Origin of the sequence: Bacillus sp. FSL M7-0558 (assembly GCF_038003245.1) — a bacterium.
In the GTDB taxonomy this organism is placed as follows: Bacteria; Bacillota; Bacilli; order Bacillales; family Bacillaceae; genus Bacillus; species Bacillus pumilus.
The window spans coordinates 1,662,604-1,678,714 of sequence record NZ_JBBOOU010000001.1 but is presented as its reverse complement, the minus strand read 5'-3'; the positions used below and the strand labels follow the sequence as shown (position 1 = coordinate 1,678,714).

At 41.8% G+C, this 16,111-nt stretch carries 12 protein-coding genes; all 12 read right to left on the bottom strand.

The genetic code is table 11. The features are described 5' to 3' along the window. Window positions 1–111 precede the first annotated feature (111 nt). Window positions 112–3,228 (bottom strand): MMPL family transporter, encoded by a 3,117-nt coding sequence (locus tag MHB79_RS08335; protein WP_321998952.1) that lies wholly within the window; start codon window positions 3,226–3,228, stop codon window positions 112–114. A gap of 317 nt (window positions 3,229–3,545) precedes the next feature. Then, on the bottom strand, window positions 3,546–4,775 hold the full coding sequence (locus MHB79_RS08330) for an MFS transporter (RefSeq protein ID WP_445661262.1): 1,230 nt from the start codon (window positions 4,773–4,775) through the stop codon (window positions 3,546–3,548). 102 nt (window positions 4,776–4,877) lie between these two features. Next, window positions 4,878–5,603 (bottom strand): GntR family transcriptional regulator, encoded by a 726-nt coding sequence (locus MHB79_RS08325; protein ID WP_050944992.1) that lies wholly within the window; start codon window positions 5,601–5,603, stop codon window positions 4,878–4,880. Between the two features lie 164 nt (window positions 5,604–5,767). Further along, window positions 5,768–8,140, bottom strand: a complete 2,373-nt coding sequence (locus MHB79_RS08320; protein WP_340989467.1) for an FtsK/SpoIIIE family DNA translocase — start codon at window positions 8,138–8,140, stop codon at window positions 5,768–5,770. 110 nt (window positions 8,141–8,250) lie between these two features. After that, window positions 8,251–8,487 carry a YlzJ-like family protein gene (locus MHB79_RS08315; protein ID WP_003211099.1) on the bottom strand — a complete coding sequence of 79 codons (237 nt, stop codon included), beginning with the start codon at window positions 8,485–8,487 and terminating at the stop codon, window positions 8,251–8,253. Further along, window positions 8,484–9,212, bottom strand: a complete 729-nt coding sequence (locus tag MHB79_RS08310; protein WP_003212436.1) for a ClpP family protease — start codon at window positions 9,210–9,212, stop codon at window positions 8,484–8,486. The genes MHB79_RS08315 and MHB79_RS08310 overlap by 4 nt, the downstream gene beginning before the upstream one ends. Window positions 9,213–9,331: 119 nt before the next feature. After that, on the bottom strand, window positions 9,332–10,999 hold the full coding sequence (gene rnjB / locus MHB79_RS08305; RefSeq protein WP_003212233.1) for a ribonuclease J2: 1,668 nt from the start codon (window positions 10,997–10,999) through the stop codon (window positions 9,332–9,334). Between the two features lie 171 nt (window positions 11,000–11,170). Then, window positions 11,171–12,037, bottom strand: a complete 867-nt coding sequence (dapA, locus tag MHB79_RS08300; RefSeq protein WP_003211660.1) for a 4-hydroxy-tetrahydrodipicolinate synthase — start codon at window positions 12,035–12,037, stop codon at window positions 11,171–11,173. Window positions 12,038–12,067: 30 nt separating this feature from the next. Further along, complete coding sequence (dapG, locus tag MHB79_RS08295) at window positions 12,068–13,282, bottom strand: aspartate kinase (protein ID WP_050944998.1); 1,215 nt, start codon at window positions 13,280–13,282, stop codon at window positions 12,068–12,070. Between the two features lie 92 nt (window positions 13,283–13,374). Beyond that, window positions 13,375–14,394 carry an aspartate-semialdehyde dehydrogenase gene (asd, locus tag MHB79_RS08290; RefSeq protein ID WP_003211715.1) on the bottom strand — a complete coding sequence of 340 codons (1,020 nt, stop codon included), beginning with the start codon at window positions 14,392–14,394 and terminating at the stop codon, window positions 13,375–13,377. 139 nt (window positions 14,395–14,533) lie between these two features. After that, the gene (dpaB, locus tag MHB79_RS08285; protein WP_050945000.1) at window positions 14,534–15,127 is read right to left on the bottom strand and encodes a dipicolinate synthase subunit B; all 594 of its coding nucleotides are present in this window, start codon (window positions 15,125–15,127) and stop codon (window positions 14,534–14,536) included. After that, window positions 15,124–16,026: a dipicolinic acid synthetase subunit A gene (gene dpaA / locus MHB79_RS08280; protein WP_003212195.1), complete on the bottom strand. Its 903-nt coding sequence runs from the start codon at window positions 16,024–16,026 to the stop codon at window positions 15,124–15,126. Before dpaA ends, dpaB begins: the two co-directional genes overlap by 4 nt. Window positions 16,027–16,111 lie beyond the last annotated feature (85 nt).

Here is a 16,111-nt window from a genome sequence, read left to right as displayed (position 1 = left end):
ATTAGAACATAGCTGATATATACGTAAAACAGCCATTTAATAGACATTATATCAATCAGAGGAAAGGATAGGAAATAAAAACGCCTCTGCTATAAGCAGAGACGCCGGTCGTTATTTCATTCTAAAAGGCCACCAATTCCATTTACCGAAAATACGAACCATGACCGGGATGAAGAGCGGTAATACAACAAAAGCATATAATAAAAGCCCAATGAGTATAACCGTTGCAATTTCAACAAGTGATAATACACCGGACGGCAGCATAGCAGCAAAGGTCCCCGCTAATATCGCGACTGCTGAAATAATGACGGAACCCATATTTCTCATCGCTGATATCATTGATGCTTGCACATGCTCTCCCTTCCATTCATTAAAGCGATCCATTAAGAAGATCGAATAATCAATGCCAAGGGTGACAAGAATGACAAAGCTGAAAAATGGGACAGCCCAGCTGAGACCGTCGTAGCCAAAAAATGTTTTAAAGATCCATTCTGTTAAACCGACGGATGTAAAATACGTTAAAATGAGTGAAAGTGTTAAGTATATCGGCATGACGATTGACCGTAATAATATAATTAAAATGATAAAGATGCCAACTAGCATGAAAATGACCGTTCGAATAAAGTCACCGTCAGATGTTTCTTTTAAATCTACATTTAAACTTGAGATACCAGACACACCGTAATTTGCATTCTTTAACCCGCTGACAGGTAAATATTGATCAAGGGTGTCCTCAATTTTCGCAACGCCTTTCATCGCTTCATTGCTGTATGGATTCACATTTAAAATAACTTCAAAGGTTGTTAATTTACGATCTGGAGACATATACGTATGAAAGATTTGCTTAAATTCATGGCGTTTCAGCACTTCTTCTGGAATAAACCAGCCTGTTATTTCTTCATCTGGCGCTTTCTGAAGCTGCTTTAAATAGCCGTCCGCCTCTGTGAAGCCGCTTTTGACCTGCTCAAGCCCTTCAATACTTTCATCTAAACCATCTGTTAACAATGTGAGTTTTGATGAAAGCTGGCTAAATCCTTTTTTGATGGCTTTTTGACCGTCTGTCAGCTGGTCTGCGCCATCTTCAATTTTAGGCATTTCTTTAATCAATTGTTTTTGACCCTCATTTGTTTGATCAAGACCGGCATAAATTTGATCCAGTCCTTCCATGAGCGCTTGTACTTGACGTTTTACTTCTTTTTGCTTGCTTGATAGGCTTTGAATCACTGAATCTGCTTTCTTGATCTTTTCTTTAAAGACAGAGGCTTCCTCTTCATACAGACTCATTTGGTCCCCTGCTTGATCAAGCATTCCTTTTGTGTCTTTGAAAACTTTCTTTATTTCTTTATATTCATCCATATCTTTTACTTCTGGAAGCCGTTTTTCAAGTGCTTCAAACGATACATTTTCATACGAACTTTTTACTTTTTTAATGGTGGTTATTAGCTGCTGATTTGATTTCGCATGACGTTCCAGCGTACTCACCATTCGTTTAAGCTCTTGAATCATCGCTTCACTGCTTCGATATTCTTGCTCTAATTCCTTTTTTGCTTCTTTGATTTTACTTCGAATGGTTCCGACGCCATCTTTACTGCGCCTCACCCCATCTTCTAAAGAGATCAGGGACACCCTTACTTCTCCAATGCCGCTTTTGATCGCTTTTGTTCCATCAATCAGCTGATCAATGCCTTTAGCGGATTCTTGAATTTTTGGTTTTTGTTTAAGAAGGGCAAGATTTGTTTCGGTCAAACCATCTGAAATTTTTCCGATTCCTTCATGGCCTTTTCCTAATTCTCCGCCCAGCTCTTTTGCTTGAGAGGTGACGTAAAGCTGACTTAGCCCGTCCCCAACAGGCCGAGTGACACTGCGAACTGTTTTTACTTCGTCAATGTCATTTAATTTACGGGTCAGTTTTTCAATTATGACAATCTTTTCTTGGTTATCTAACTTATTGTCACTTTCAACAAGTACATTCAGGGGCAGCGCTTCCCCAAAGCCAAATTGCTCTGATATCGTATTAAATGCAGACACTGATTCATACTTTGTCCCAATCTCATTTAAGCTGTTATAAGAAAGAGTCCCGTCGTACATCAGAATAGGAGGCACCGTAATGAGTGCAACTAAACCTAGGCTGATCAGCGGCCTTTTAAATGAAAAACGCCCAGCCCATTCCCACATTTTACTTTGCGGGTGGCGAATGTTTTCTCTTTTAGATGGCCAGAAAAGGGATTTTCCAAAAACAGACATAAAAAAGGGAACGATGGTGACAAGGGCGATCAGCAGGATACCAACTCCAACAGCAACACTAACGGCTGATTGATACAATTGAAATTTGGCAAACCCAATGCTTGAGAAGCCGACTAACACGGCTAAGCCACTGAAAAGGACCGTTTTCCCTGCACATTTATATGTGATGATAATCGACTCTTTGACATCACGACCTTGACCGATTTCTTCTTTAAAACGGCTTAACAGCAAAATACAATAATCTGTTCCTATACCGAACATAATCGCTACCATAAAAATCTGAGTAAAATTAGATAGAGGAAATTGCATATATTCTACTAGAAAAGCCACAATACACCGGCTGACAGCATAAGAAATGCCGATCGTAATGAGCGGAACAACAGGTGCCAAAATCGATCTGAAAACAATGATTAAAATAAAGAAAATAAAAATGATCGTTATAAGTTCAGTTTTCTTCAGACCTTGTTGAGAGCTTTGAATGACATCTGAATCCACAAATTTTTGTCCCGTCATTTCATATGAGACATGATAGGGCTTTAAAACTTCCTCAATTTGTTCTTTAAGCTTCACAGCTTTTGTTTCGTAGTGGTCGAATTTGAATGGAACAAGAAGTGTACTTTTATCCTTTGATAAAAGTTGTCTTTGAATGTCCGGATCTACATGAAAATACGAAGTAATTCCGTCAACGTGGAGGTCTGGAGCATGTGTCATGAGTGCAGATAAAGCCTTTTTTAATTCCTGCTCTTTCTTTGGGAACAGATGTTGTTCGGAGAATACAATGACACCCGTATCTTTTTTCCCGTTTTGATCTGTGAGCTTATCCAATAAGTGAAGTGCCTCAGCTGTTGGTGTCCCCTCCGGAACCTTTAATTGCCCTTTTTCTCTTGTTAATTCCTCTAAATTGGGCGCAGTAATAAACAGAATCACAGCTGTTATCATCCACACCACTAATACAATCCATCTTGCTTTAATTATTTGCAACATAGCTGCTTCAAGCTCCTTCTAGTTCATCAATCAATTTGCTATATTTGAGCGTGTCTGAAGTGCTGACTGCGTCTCCTTCAACGTGCTAATGGCAGGATGACCTATTCAATTGTCTTTTCGTGTTGAAGAAACACACATTCATCATCACCACGCGAACTCAATTTCCGCCTAAAGAAGGACAGAAAATGAATGTTTTTGAACACCTCCCGTTTGGAATAATTTAAAAGATATTACTATACATTAGTTTAACTATCAAAATTTTACATGTCAATTTATAAAAAAGAAAAAAGATGGCAAAATACCGTCTTTTTTCTAGATTAAACCGTTTTTAATTGTTCACTTTCATCCTCTTCATCTGGCTGGATGAAGAAGATGACCAAAAATAGAGAAATAAGACTGCAAATGGTCGAGAGAATAAAAACGATGGAGTCCCCTTTATCCATGAGATAAGCGTAAATCGGAGGTCCTAAAGCGACACCGATAAAACGCATACTGCTGTAAAACGACGTAATGGTTCCGCACTGCTCTTTTTCAATTCCTTCTGTGATCAGGGCATCAAGTGCAGGCAGGACAATACCGATGCCAACACCGCCAATGCTTAAGCAGATAAACAATACATAAAAGCTGTGATTCCACCATAAAAGCATATAGGAAAGTGATAACAAGACCATGCCTACGATTAAAAAGATTCTCATTTTCCCTTTTTCTTTTCCAATTGTTTTCCCAGCAACGTATGAGCTGATGGATAGAAAAAGGAGCGGAATGCTAAGCAGGAGCCCTTTTTTGACACCCTTAATTTGATAAGCTGCCTCTAGGTTATCAGATAAGTAAAAAAGCACACCAAAAAGAAGAAACATAATAAAACCGCCAATTGCAAAAATGGCATACAGCCAGCGTCCCTCATGCTTAAATATGGTCTTTGTTGATTTTAAAAATTCTTTGAATGAAGGTGGGTCCTCCTCTTTTTTCGCGGATTCTACCATGAACAGTACCATGAGAAAGCTGATGATTGAGAAGAGCGGAATAAACCAAAATGGCACAAACCAAAACCATGAAGCCAAAAGCGCCCCAATAATCGGGCTCAATACCTTTCCAGCTGTGTTAGAGGTTTCAATGGCGCCTAGTCCCGCACTGACTTCTTCATCATCATGAAACAAATCTCCAATAAACGGCATCACGACAGGTGCTGCCCCGGCTGAGCCAACACCTTGAAGGACCCTGCCAAATAGAATCCACATGTACGGTTCTTTCATGATCGTTGAGGCAACTGCTGCCACAGCCCCTCCAAGTCCTGCGATTAACAGACACGGCAGGAGTACCTTTTTTCGCCCGATTCGATCTGATAAATAGCCGGCGATCGGAATACATAAGATCGCGACAACGGAGTATACCGTAATAATGAGGGAGACTTGAAAGGAAGTAATGGAAAGTGTCTTTTCTATCTGTGGCAATACGGGAATGAGCATCGAGTTCCCAAGTGTCATGATTAAAGGCACTGATGATAATGCAATAATATTCTTTTTACTGACTGTTTTCTCGCCCAACATCATTCACCCAATTCTATATACTGTTACGTATTAGTGTGGCAAGTTTTACGGGTATTATGTATGGGCAAACAAAAAGCAACCGCTTATGAAAGCGACTGCTCGTTAAAATCGTTTACGTATCACATGAAAGCTGAATTTATCCGCTCGAAAATAATTAAGCGAGTATAAGACCGGCTGATCATCCTGATCATAGTGCATTTGTTTCAGTAGTAATAATGCTGTTTCAGGGTCACATTCTAGTATCGGTGAAACCTGATCGTGGTAGCCGATTGGTTCAATGTCAGCAACTGCATATTTTATCCCGCTGTGTGGTTCTCTTCCAAACAGCTCAAAAAGAGACTCTTCTTCATGTGTAAAAGAAGCGGGAAGATGCTTGACCGGAATTTTATCTAAACAGTAAACCACGGGCTGTCCATCTGCCGTCCGAACGCGCTCCATTGAAAAAATCTCATCAGATTCATCACACTGAAAACGAATCACATCATTCTCTGTTGGCTCCCCTTCTTGGGAGGATAAAAAGATGGTTCCAGGCGTCATATTGACCTGCTCTATCATTTTCGTGACACTTGCCAGCTGTTCTATGCCTGTTGAAAAGAGTGGTCTTGTGTTGACGAACGTACCCACACCATGCCTTCTAATTAAATATTTCTCTTCTTCTAATATACGAAGGGCTTCACGCAGTGTCGCTCTGCTCACGCCTAAAAGCTTTGAGAGCTCAAACTCAGAAGGCAGCTTTTCTTTTTCGGCATATACGCCTGATTGTATATCTTCTTTAATACGGTCAATCACTTTCAAATATAAATGGCGATTGTCTGTTTTGGTCGACATGTTTTCCCTCCGTCTAATCAATGCAAATGATAAGATGAGAAATCTCTATTCCGAGATAAGTTGAACATAACTATATCATGTTTTTGCAAATAAATAAATAGTCTGACTTCCAGTTAACATAATCATACTATCGTTCACTTCTTTTTTAGAAAGCTCTCTTCGATTTATGAAGAGAGCTCATCATATTGTTCTTTTGAAAGCAGGACTTCTCTCGGTTTACTTCCTTCATAAGGACCGACAACGCCTCGCTCTTCCATTGCGTCAATCAGGCGGGCGGCCCGGGTATAGCCGATGCGGAATCTTCTTTGAAGCATAGAGACAGAAGCCGTCTGCATGCCGATGATGAGTTCCACTGCTTCATCATATAAATCGTCATCCACAGCTGTAAGCTGATCCTGCGTTTCTTCAGTTGGAATCATTTCTTCTTGATATTGCGCTTTTTGCTGAGTGATCACATGGTCAACGACATGCTCTACTTCTTCATCTGATAAAAAGGCGCCCTGCACACGAACCGGTTTGTTTGCTCCAACTGGCAGAAACAGCATGTCCCCTCTGCCGAGCAGTTTTTCTGCGCCCCCCATATCAAGGATCGTCCTTGAATCGGTTTGCGAGGACACGCTAAAGGCGATGCGAGATGGGATGTTGGCTTTAATGACACCTGTAATGACATCGACAGAAGGTCTTTGTGTGGCAATAATTAAATGAATCCCGGCTGCTCGAGCCATTTGCGAAAGTCTTGTAATAGAATCTTCCACATCTGAGGAAGCGACCATCATTAAATCTGCAAGCTCGTCTACAATGACGACAATATAAGGAAGTTCTGGCTGTTTCGCCTCTTCTGATTGATTCATTCGTTTAATGTAATCATTGTACCCTTCAATATTTCTTGTCCCTGTATGAGAAAATAATTCATAGCGGCGTTCCATTTCACTGACGACTTTTTTCAGTGCCTGTGAGGCTTTCTTAGGGTCCGTTACAACGGGAGCGAGCAGATGCGGAATGCCATTATACACATTTAGTTCAACCATTTTCGGATCAATCATCATCATTTTCACTTCATGAGGTTTCGCTCTCATGAGAATACTTGTGATAATGCCATTGATACACACACTTTTTCCGCTTCCTGTCGATCCTGCTACAAGTAAATGCGGCATTTTGTTCATTTCAGCGAGCACGGCTTCACCCGAAATATTGCGGCCTAGTCCAATCAGCAGCTTGGCATTTGGACGGTCATTTTGCTTCGATTCTAATACCTCTTTTAAAGAAACCATCGCAATTTCTGCATTCGGAACCTCAATACCGATGGCTGATTTCCCAGGAATCGGCGCCTCAATCCGAATATCTTTTGCGGCGAGAGCAAGAGCTAAGTCATCACTTAGATTGACGATCTTACTTACCTTCACGCCAACATCTGGATAGACCTCATATTTGGTAACAGCCGGTCCTAAGTGAACCTGTGTAACTTTCGCTTTGACGCCGAAGCTTTGAAACGTTTTTTCAAGCTTTCTTGCATTTTCATATATATTCTTCTTGTCTGTTTGCTGTCCTGAGTGCTGCGGCTCTGCCAAAATATCCAGTGACGGCAATTCGTAATCTTTGTTTTCAAGTTCAGTAAACGTCATCGGCGGCGCCTCTTTTGGTTCATCAGCTGAATCTGATCGAGCCGGCGTACTTTGCACAGATTCTTGAAGAGGCGAAGTCTCTTTTGCCGCCTGCTCTTTTTGAACGAGCGGGGTGAGAATGTCATCTCTGTCAGCAAAGCTTGAGATAATCGGCTGACTATTGTCAGGCACTGGCGATTCCTCTTCAACTAAGATCTGATCATCTTCGTCCTCTTCCTGAATACGAGACCGTTTTTTCTTTTGGGCCGTATTCTGAGAGGGCGCGCTCTTTTTCGCCTGCCTGATTCCTTTCATATCTTCAACAAATGCTTTCCACTGCTTCACCATAAATTGCGAGACAGGCAGCGTCACTTTTTTCACCATTTCTTGAAGAGATCGATTTGTAATCAGCACAATTCCAATCAGCATCAGAACGATTGCCATGATTTGAGAGCCTGCTTGTGCAAATAAGAAATAAGAAGCAGCAAATAATACGGCACCGATCATGCCGCCTCCTAAATCAGGCGACCCCGTCTCACCTTTCATGTCCATCAAGAAAAGCTCAAATGTATTTCTGATCACACTTTGAGAGCCTATCGCACCCGCAGATGAGAGGTGCTGAAAAAGCTTCACATGAGACAAAAGCAAGATACTCGCAATGATGCAGTATAGCCCTGCCTTTCTCCTTGTCAACATATCTGGGATTTGTTTTTTCCAGAAGATGGTCACGCCAAAAAGAAATAATCCGATAAGGCAGAGAATGAACCACTCACCTGCAAAAAATCGAAATAAATGTACGAAGGTTTGTCCAACGACGCCTAGCTGTAAAATGGCGATGATCGCTATGGCAATACAGACTAACCCATTTAATTCATATTTCAGTTTTAGCTGTTTATTTTGTTTTTTTCTCGTTTTCCGTTTTCTCTTTTTAGCCATACTCATCACCTTACTACGAAAGAAAATATAACCTACCGAAAGATCAGAAAGAAAGCAGCCTGGTTTTGGCTGCATCTTGTTGTAAGTTTTCCCTTTATTATAGCATAGAATCATTCATATGAGTCGGTTTGATTGGAGCCTAATTGTAACTTCAATCGCTTGCCTGGTGCAAGCTCTTGATTCAAAAAGTCCATTGGATTGGTGCTCATGACCTGAACGATTTCTGCTTCATCCTCTTTCATTTCAACCATAACTGGCACGCCTTGGATGTTTACCTGCTGAAGTTTGCGGTCTCCTTGTTCCTCTGCGTAAATGGCTTCATATGGCATAGGTGTGTATAAAATCATTGGATCAGCCCCTCGTTTTGAGATGCCCTTTCTCCAATCAGCTCGTTCAACTTTTTAATCGCTTGTCCTACACCGCCTACTTCATTCATGAGTCCGTATTCTGCCGCTTCATGACCAACAACATTTGTTCCAATGTCTCTTGTCAAATTGCCTTTTGAGAACATGAGCTCTTTGAACTTCTCTTCTGTAATATTGGAGTGGCTTGTCACAAAGTTAATGACTCTTTCCTGCATTTTATCTAAGTATTCAAAGGTTTGCGGGACACCGATCACAAGACCAGTTAAACGCACAGGATGAATGGTCATCGTGGCTGTTTCCGCAATATAGGAATAGTCACACGATACAGCAATCGGGACACCAATGGAGTGGCCGCCGCCAAGTACAATCGATACAGTCGGTTTTGATAAAGACGCAAGCATTTCTGCAATCGCTAGTCCCGCTTCAACATCGCCGCCTACTGTATTTAAGATGATCAAAAGCCCTTCAATCTTTGGGTTTTGCTCTACTGCTACGATTTGCGGTATGACATGCTCGTATTTGGTTGTTTTATTTTGTGGTGGAAGCTGCATGTGCCCTTCAATTTGTCCAATAATGGTGAGGCAATGGATATTTGTATCTTGCGGCAGCTGTGGTATGGCTGTTTCACCAAGCTGCTGTATTTTGCTCATAATGCTGTCTTTTTCTTCTGGCTTTCGCTCAGGCTGCTGTTCATTTTTTTCGTCCATTTGTCTCCATCCTTTCCTCAAACTCTCCTCCTATTATGAACAAGAAGGCCGTATTCAATCCGCATTCCTCGCACCACATCAAAAAAGCCCAAAGAGCTTATGCTCCTTGGGCTTTCTCATTATACTTCCATAATAATTGGAATGATCATCGGCTTACGTTTTGTTTTTTCATATAGGAATTGATTGAGTACGTCACGCATGGATTGTTTCAATGTTGACCATTCAACAATTGAGTTTTCCGTTTGCTCTTTGACAATCCCTTTGACCATTTCTGTCGCTTTCACAATCAGCTCTTCAGATTCTCTGACATACACAAATCCTCTTGTGATGATTTCAGGTCCAGAAATTAATTGTTTCTTTTGTTTATCGAGCGTAATGACGACAATTAAGATACCATCTTGAGACAATAGGCGTCTATCGCGTAACACAATGTTCCCGATATCACCAACGCCAAGACCATCGATCAAAATATTGCCTTGGTGAACTTTTTCACCAATCTTGACGTTCTGTCCTCTAAACTCCACAACATCCCCTTTATCAATCAAGAAAATGTCACTTCGTTTCATTCCCACTTCTTCAGCAACACGAGAATGTGCTTTTTGCATACGATATTCGCCATTCACCGGAATTAAATACTTCGGCTTTAGTAAGTTCAGCATGAGCTTTAACTCTTCTTGGCAGCCATGTCCAGAAACATGCACACGTTTTTGTGCAAAAATGACTTGTGCGCCGCTTCTTGTAAGGAAATCCACTGTTTTTGAATAGGTGAGTTCTTGTCCAGGAAGAGGTGTAGATGCAATCACAACCGTGTCATCTTTTTCAATATGAAGCTGTTTGTGATTTTGTTTCGCCATTTTTGTTAACGCAGCTAAAGGCTCTCCGTGGCTTCCAGCTGTCAGGACGACCACATCGTTTTTCGCCATTTTCTTCACTTCTTGAACTGGTACAAATAATTCTTCGTCTGCTGTGACATAACCAAGTTTGATCGCCAGCTGAAGAGTCGTCATCATATTCTTTCCTGCTACGGCAAGCTTACGGCCATTTTGATTTGTTGCATTAATGATCTGCTGCACTCGGTTAATGTTAGATGAAGATACAGCCACAATGACACGATTTTCAGCATTGTACATCGCATTTGAGATTTCGTCTTGGACGAGCGCCTCAGAAGGTGTATAGCCTGGTTTTTCAGCATTGGCACTGTCTGAAAGAAGTGCTAAAACGCCATTGTTTCCAATTTTCGCAATCTCTCCGATGTCACAGGCTTGGTTAAGCGCTGGGGTTTGATCAAATTTAAAATCACCTGTGCATACGATTGAACCAAGAGAGGTTTTGAAGCTGATCCCAACTGAATCAGGGATGCTGTGATTCGTTCTAAAGAATGATACCTTTGTTGTTTCAAACGTAATGACTGATTTTGCATGTACCTCACGCAAATCAGCTTTTTGATTGAAGCCATACTGTTTTAATTTTTCTCGAAGTAACGCAAGGGTCAGCTTCGTTCCGTAAACTGGTACAGACAATTTGCTTAAGCAATGGAATACGCCTCCGATTGCTTCATCATGTCCGTGGGTAAGAAAAATTGCTTTCACCCGATCAGCACGTTCTGTTAAATAAGAGATATCAGGAATGACAACGTCAATGCCTAGCATTTCGTTTTCTGGATGCATCAAGCCTGCATCTACCACATATATGTCCGAATCAATTTCAATGACATATAAGTTTTTCCCGATTTCTCCAACGCCTCCAAGTGCAATAATTCTTACGTTCTCTGTATTTTTCTTTTTCAAAATTCTTATCCTCCTAGTCTCAAGCCCGTCCATCATCGCTTAATGCTATTATAACTGAATCTAATTTTAGAAAACAAGATGAAGTCACATTTTAAGAAAGTGTTTATGTATAAAAAACGGTCATACTCAGGGACATCTGAGAATGACCGCTTACGAAATCTTTTGTTTTGATCAGCTGTTTAAGACGCTGCTTAAATCCAGTCTCTCTTCTTCTGACAAAGGTAGAAGCGGAAGACGAACCGATCCGACATCTAGTCCTTTCAGCTGAAGAGCTGTTTTGACAGGCGTTGGATTTGGCGCTGAGAATAGCTGTTTCATGATTGGGAGCAGCTTTTGATGGATCAATGCGGCATTGGCCGTTTGACCTGAAGCATAGCTTTTCAGCATTTGCTGCATATCAAGCCCTACGATATGAGACGCCACAGAGACTACTCCTTTTGCACCAACAGATACAGCTGGAAGTGTTAAGCTGTCGTCACCTGAATAGACATCGAAATCCTCTGGTGTCTCTGCAATGATTTTTGTCATGGCATCAAGATCACCACTTGCTTCTTTGATTGCGACAATGTTAGGTATTTGCGCAAGCTTAATGGTTGTTTCTGGGGCTAATGACGCAGCCGTTCTCCCTGGTACATTGTAAAGCATGACAGGAAGAGATGTAGACTCGGCAATGGCTTTAAAGTGTGCATACATGCCTTCCTGTGATGGCTTGTTGTAGTAAGGTACGACAAGCATCACTGCATCAACGCCCGCTTCTTCTGCTTTTTTCGTTAGTTTGATAGACGCATTTGTATTATTACTGCCTGTTCCTGCAATGATTTTACAACGACCATTTGCTAATTTTACCGATTGCTGAAAAAGAGCGACTTTTTCCTCAGTCGATAAAGTTGGCGATTCGCCTGTTGTCCCTGCAACGACTAATGAGTCACTGCCGTTTTTTAACAAGTAATCAATGAGAATTGATAGCTTTTGGAAATCAATGTTGCCCTTTTTATCAAAAGGTGTAATCATAGCTGTTGCGATATTTCCGAAATTCATTTTTTTCACCTCATCATGATTCAATCACATTTATCTTGAAAGTTCAAACACTTCGTGCAGGGCATTGACAGCCGCTCTCATGTTTTCTTCGTTCACTAGCACCCAAATGGTCGTATGGCTGTCAGCCGATTGTAAAATCGGAATGTTTTGCTCGGATAGAGCCGATACAATTTTTGATGTGACACCTGGTACACCCATGATGCCTGCGCCAACAGCTGATACTTTCGCACAATTTGTTGTGACAATTGGCGTATAACCAAGATCTTTTAGGATCGAGGTTGCCTTTTCAGTCATTGCACCTGTCACGGTATACACAATCTCACTCGGTGTAATATTGAAGAAATCGACACTGATTTGTGCATTAGCCATTGCTTTAAAGACCTCTGTTTGGACGCTGTATTGCCCTTCTTTTGCCGGGACTTTGATTTGCGTCACATCATTGACATGTGCAATACCCGTAATGAGGCGGTCGTACACATCATGGCTCATTTTATCTGAGTAGTGTGACGTGACGAGTGTGCCCTCTTCATCAGAGTATGTTGAACGGACCCTCATTGGTACTTTTGCTTGCATCGCAATTTCGACAGCTCTCGGGTGAATGACTTTTGCTCCTTGATATGCAAGGTTGCAAATTTCTGTATATGTCACGACTCTGAGCGGCTTTGCATTTTCAACAATGCGGGGATCTGCCGTCATGACGCCTTCTACATCTGTAAAAATATCAATAAAATCTGCCTGTAATGCGGCACCTAAAGCAGCTGCGGACGTATCACTGCCGCCTCGTCCAATTGTGGTCACGTCTCCATTTTTCGCGGCTCCTTGGAACCCAGCAACAACGACAACATCATGTTCAGATAGTGCCGCCTCGAGACGTTCGCACTTCATATCAATAATTTTCGCACTCGTATGTTCCTTATCTGTCACAAAGCCAGCCTGTGCACCTGTCATCGCTACAGCTTTTAGCCCGTTTTCATTCAGCATGCTTGAAAACACAACAGCTGAAATATTCTCTCCGCAGGAAACGAGCAAGTCTTTTTCTCGATTTGTCATATGCTGCGCGCTGCCGTAAAGCAGACCAAGCAGCGTATCTGTCGCATAAGGATCGCCTTTTCGTCCCATTGCGGATACGACGACAACAGATTTATAGCCTTTCTCTTTTGCCGATAAGATATGTGCAAGTGCCCTTTGTCTACCTTGATCATCTTTGACAGATGTACCGCCAAATTTTTGGACAATTATTTTCACTGTTTTCACTCCAAGTTCATTCTGACGTAACAGAAGAGAGCAGGCGAAAGATGCCTAACTCTCTTCTGTTCGTCCTCATCATCCATTGAATGTTAAACTAATTTTAATGCTTTTAAGCTTTCTGCAATTTGAACGGAGTTCCATGCAGCGCCTTTTAGCAGGTTATCAGATACAATCCACATATGGAACCCGTTTGGACGGTCCAAATCTTTCCGAATGCGGCCGACAAATACGTCGTTTTTCCCAACAGCATCTGCAGGCATTGGATAAATTTGCTGAGACGGATCATCTTGCAGTGTAATGCCTGGAGCATCTTTTAGAATGGACTTGACGTCTTCAACTGTTGCGTCGTTTGATTCTAGTTCGACGTAAACAGATTCTGAATGTCCTGTTTCAATTGGAAGTCTCACACATGTTGCCGCTACTTCCAGCTCTGGCATATGCATGATTTTTTTCGTTTCGTTGATCATTTTCATTTCTTCAAATGTATAGCCATTGTCTTGGAATTTATCAATTTGCGGAATCGCATTAAATGCAATTTGATAAGGCATGACTTCCGGCTTCACATCTTCTTTATTTAAAATGGCTTGTGATTGGCTATATAGCTCGTCAATGGCTTCATGTCCTGCACCTGATACGGCTTGGTAAGTGGACACGATGACTTTTTTCATGCCATACGCCTGACGAAGCGGTTCTAATGCCGCTACCATTTGAATCGTTGAACAGTTAGGGTTTGCAATGATTCCTTTATGGTCATGCAAGTCTTTTTCGTTTACCTCTGGTACGACAAGAGGGATGTTTTCGTCCATACGGAAAGCACTTGTGTTGTCTACAACAATCGCACCTCGTTTGACTGCTTCAGGAGCTAGCGCCTTGGAAACATTTCCTCCAGCACTGAATAATGCAATACTTACTCCTTCAAAGCTTTCAGGTGTTGCTTCCTGTACAGTATACTCTTGACCTCTGAATGTCACTTTTGTTCCAGCAGAACGTTTTGAGGATAGTAGAGTCAGTGTATCCATTTCAAAATCTCTGTCAGCTAGTGTTTTTAACATTTGTTGACCGACAGCTCCAGTCGCTCCAACTACAGCTACATGCAATCCTCTTCCCATCAGTAAAACTCCTTCCGACCCATCCATGATTCTTTTCTTTCGGATGGCCATCCTATGACTTTTTACATTTTATTTTACCATAGAAAAGCAAGGCTTGAAGCATCTTTTTTGAATCTTTCATGATTTTCTAGTGAATCTATTATTCGCTTGGTCCAATTAAAATTGGCTGAATTTGTCTATGCTGAAGTGCCTCTTCTACTGTTTGAGAAAGCAAATCCATGTTCGCGACCATGGAGGTCGGTTTTTTAAATGGATCATCCTGGCCAAATGGAATAAAGAAAATATTTTTTGTCGACATCAGCCTCATCAGATTTGTACCATTTAAGCCTAGCGCATCATTTGTTGAAATTCCTAAAACGACAGGACGATGATTTCGAATGGTTGCTTTTGCAGCCATTAAAACAGGGCTGTCTGTCATGGCATTTGCGAATTTCGCCATCGAGTTCCCTGTTAATGGAGCAATGACCATACAATCAAGTGGTAGCTTAGGCCCGAGCGGCTCTGCTTTCACGATTGAGTCAATCGCCTTAAAGCCAGTCAGCTTCTCGATCCGCTCAATCCAGTCCGCCCCATCTCCGAATCTTGTATTCGTGTTCTGGACCGTATATGACACCACTGGACGCACTTCTGCTCCTTCTTTTACAAGTGCTTCGATCTGCGGATAAACAGCTTCGTACGTACAGTGGGAACCAGTTAAGCCAAAGCCGATTCTTTTCCCTTTTAATGTTGTCATGATTCCATCCCCCTTTTTTCCTCTGCAAGTTCACATAAGAGCCCAGAAAGCACTTTTGCAATGATTTGTCCTGCTGTCTTTGGTGCGACAATCCCCGGGAGTCCAGGTGCAAGAAGCGCCTTCACTCCGTGTTTTTGTGCAAAATCAAAGTCTGTTCCTCCTGGGCGGGAGGCGATATCCAAAATGAGTGTCTTTGGTGTCATGCTGACGATGACAGATGAATCTAATACAAGGCTTGGAATGGTATTGATGATGATATCTACATCTGTTACTTCTTCTTTTAACCGGTCCATTGAAAATGGATCGAGTCCCATTTCAAATGCCCGCGCTAAATGCGCTGTATCTGCTGCCCCTACTTTTACATCCGCACCGAGTGCCCGAAATGTGCGGGCAATGGTGAGTCCTGTTCTTCCGAGTCCAAGAACAGCGACACGTGATCCATGAATCGTATAATCCGTTTGCTGAATAGCCATCATGATAATCCCTTCAACTGTTGGAATAGAGTTATATATGGCAATATCATCTCGCTCAAACAGCTTCACAAGTTTTCGGTTCACCTGCTTTGCCAGATTGTCTAAGTACGTATTAGAAATACCTGAGTACAAGGTACAATGGGCAGGGGTTCTTTCTAAATATGTTGCTTCTAGTAACACCTGTTCATTTGAGAAAACTGTCGCGACAACACCTTCATCCGTTGCCCCTGATACTGGCAGGATCATACTGTCTACCTGTTCGAATGGAAGTTCTGACATTTTTAGCTTTTCAGCCCCAATAAATCCGTGATCCAGCTGATCAAATCCAACCAAAAACACTTTGGCATGCTGCTGTGACAGCTTGCGAATAATTTCAAGCTGCCTTGCATCTCCCCCGATCACCGCAACCGTTAAACCGCTCAACATACTGACCGTTCACCTTCTTTATTTAAAAAAGTCTGTAATATTTTCTGAATCTCCCTTTTAGCATATGAGGAGAGGATTCAGCCTG

Coding starts and splice junctions, on each gene's coding strand:
- dapA (WP_003211660.1), bottom strand. CDS start 12,037: ATGAATTTCGGAAATATCGCAACAGCTATGATTACACCTTTTGATAAA.
- dpaB (WP_050945000.1), bottom strand. CDS start 15,127: ATGACAACATTAAAAGGGAAAAGAATCGGCTTTGGCTTAACTGGTTCC.
- MHB79_RS08315 (WP_003211099.1), bottom strand. CDS start 8,487: ATGATTTTATACACACCTATGCCATATGAAGCCATTTACGCAGAGGAA.
- MHB79_RS08320 (WP_340989467.1), bottom strand. CDS start 8,140: ATGGCTAAAAAGAGAAAACGGAAAACGAGAAAAAAACAAAATAAACAG.
- asd (WP_003211715.1), bottom strand. CDS start 14,394: ATGGGAAGAGGATTGCATGTAGCTGTAGTTGGAGCGACTGGAGCTGTC.
- MHB79_RS08330 (WP_445661262.1), bottom strand. CDS start 4,775: ATGTTGGGCGAGAAAACAGTCAGTAAAAAGAATATTATTGCATTATCA.
- MHB79_RS08325 (WP_050944992.1), bottom strand. CDS start 5,603: ATGTCGACCAAAACAGACAATCGCCATTTATATTTGAAAGTGATTGAC.
- MHB79_RS08335 (WP_321998952.1), bottom strand. CDS start 3,228: ATGTTGCAAATAATTAAAGCAAGATGGATTGTATTAGTGGTGTGGATG.
- dpaA (WP_003212195.1), bottom strand. CDS start 16,026: ATGTTGAGCGGTTTAACGGTTGCGGTGATCGGGGGAGATGCAAGGCAG.
- MHB79_RS08310 (WP_003212436.1), bottom strand. CDS start 9,212: ATGGACGAAAAAAATGAACAGCAGCCTGAGCGAAAGCCAGAAGAAAAA.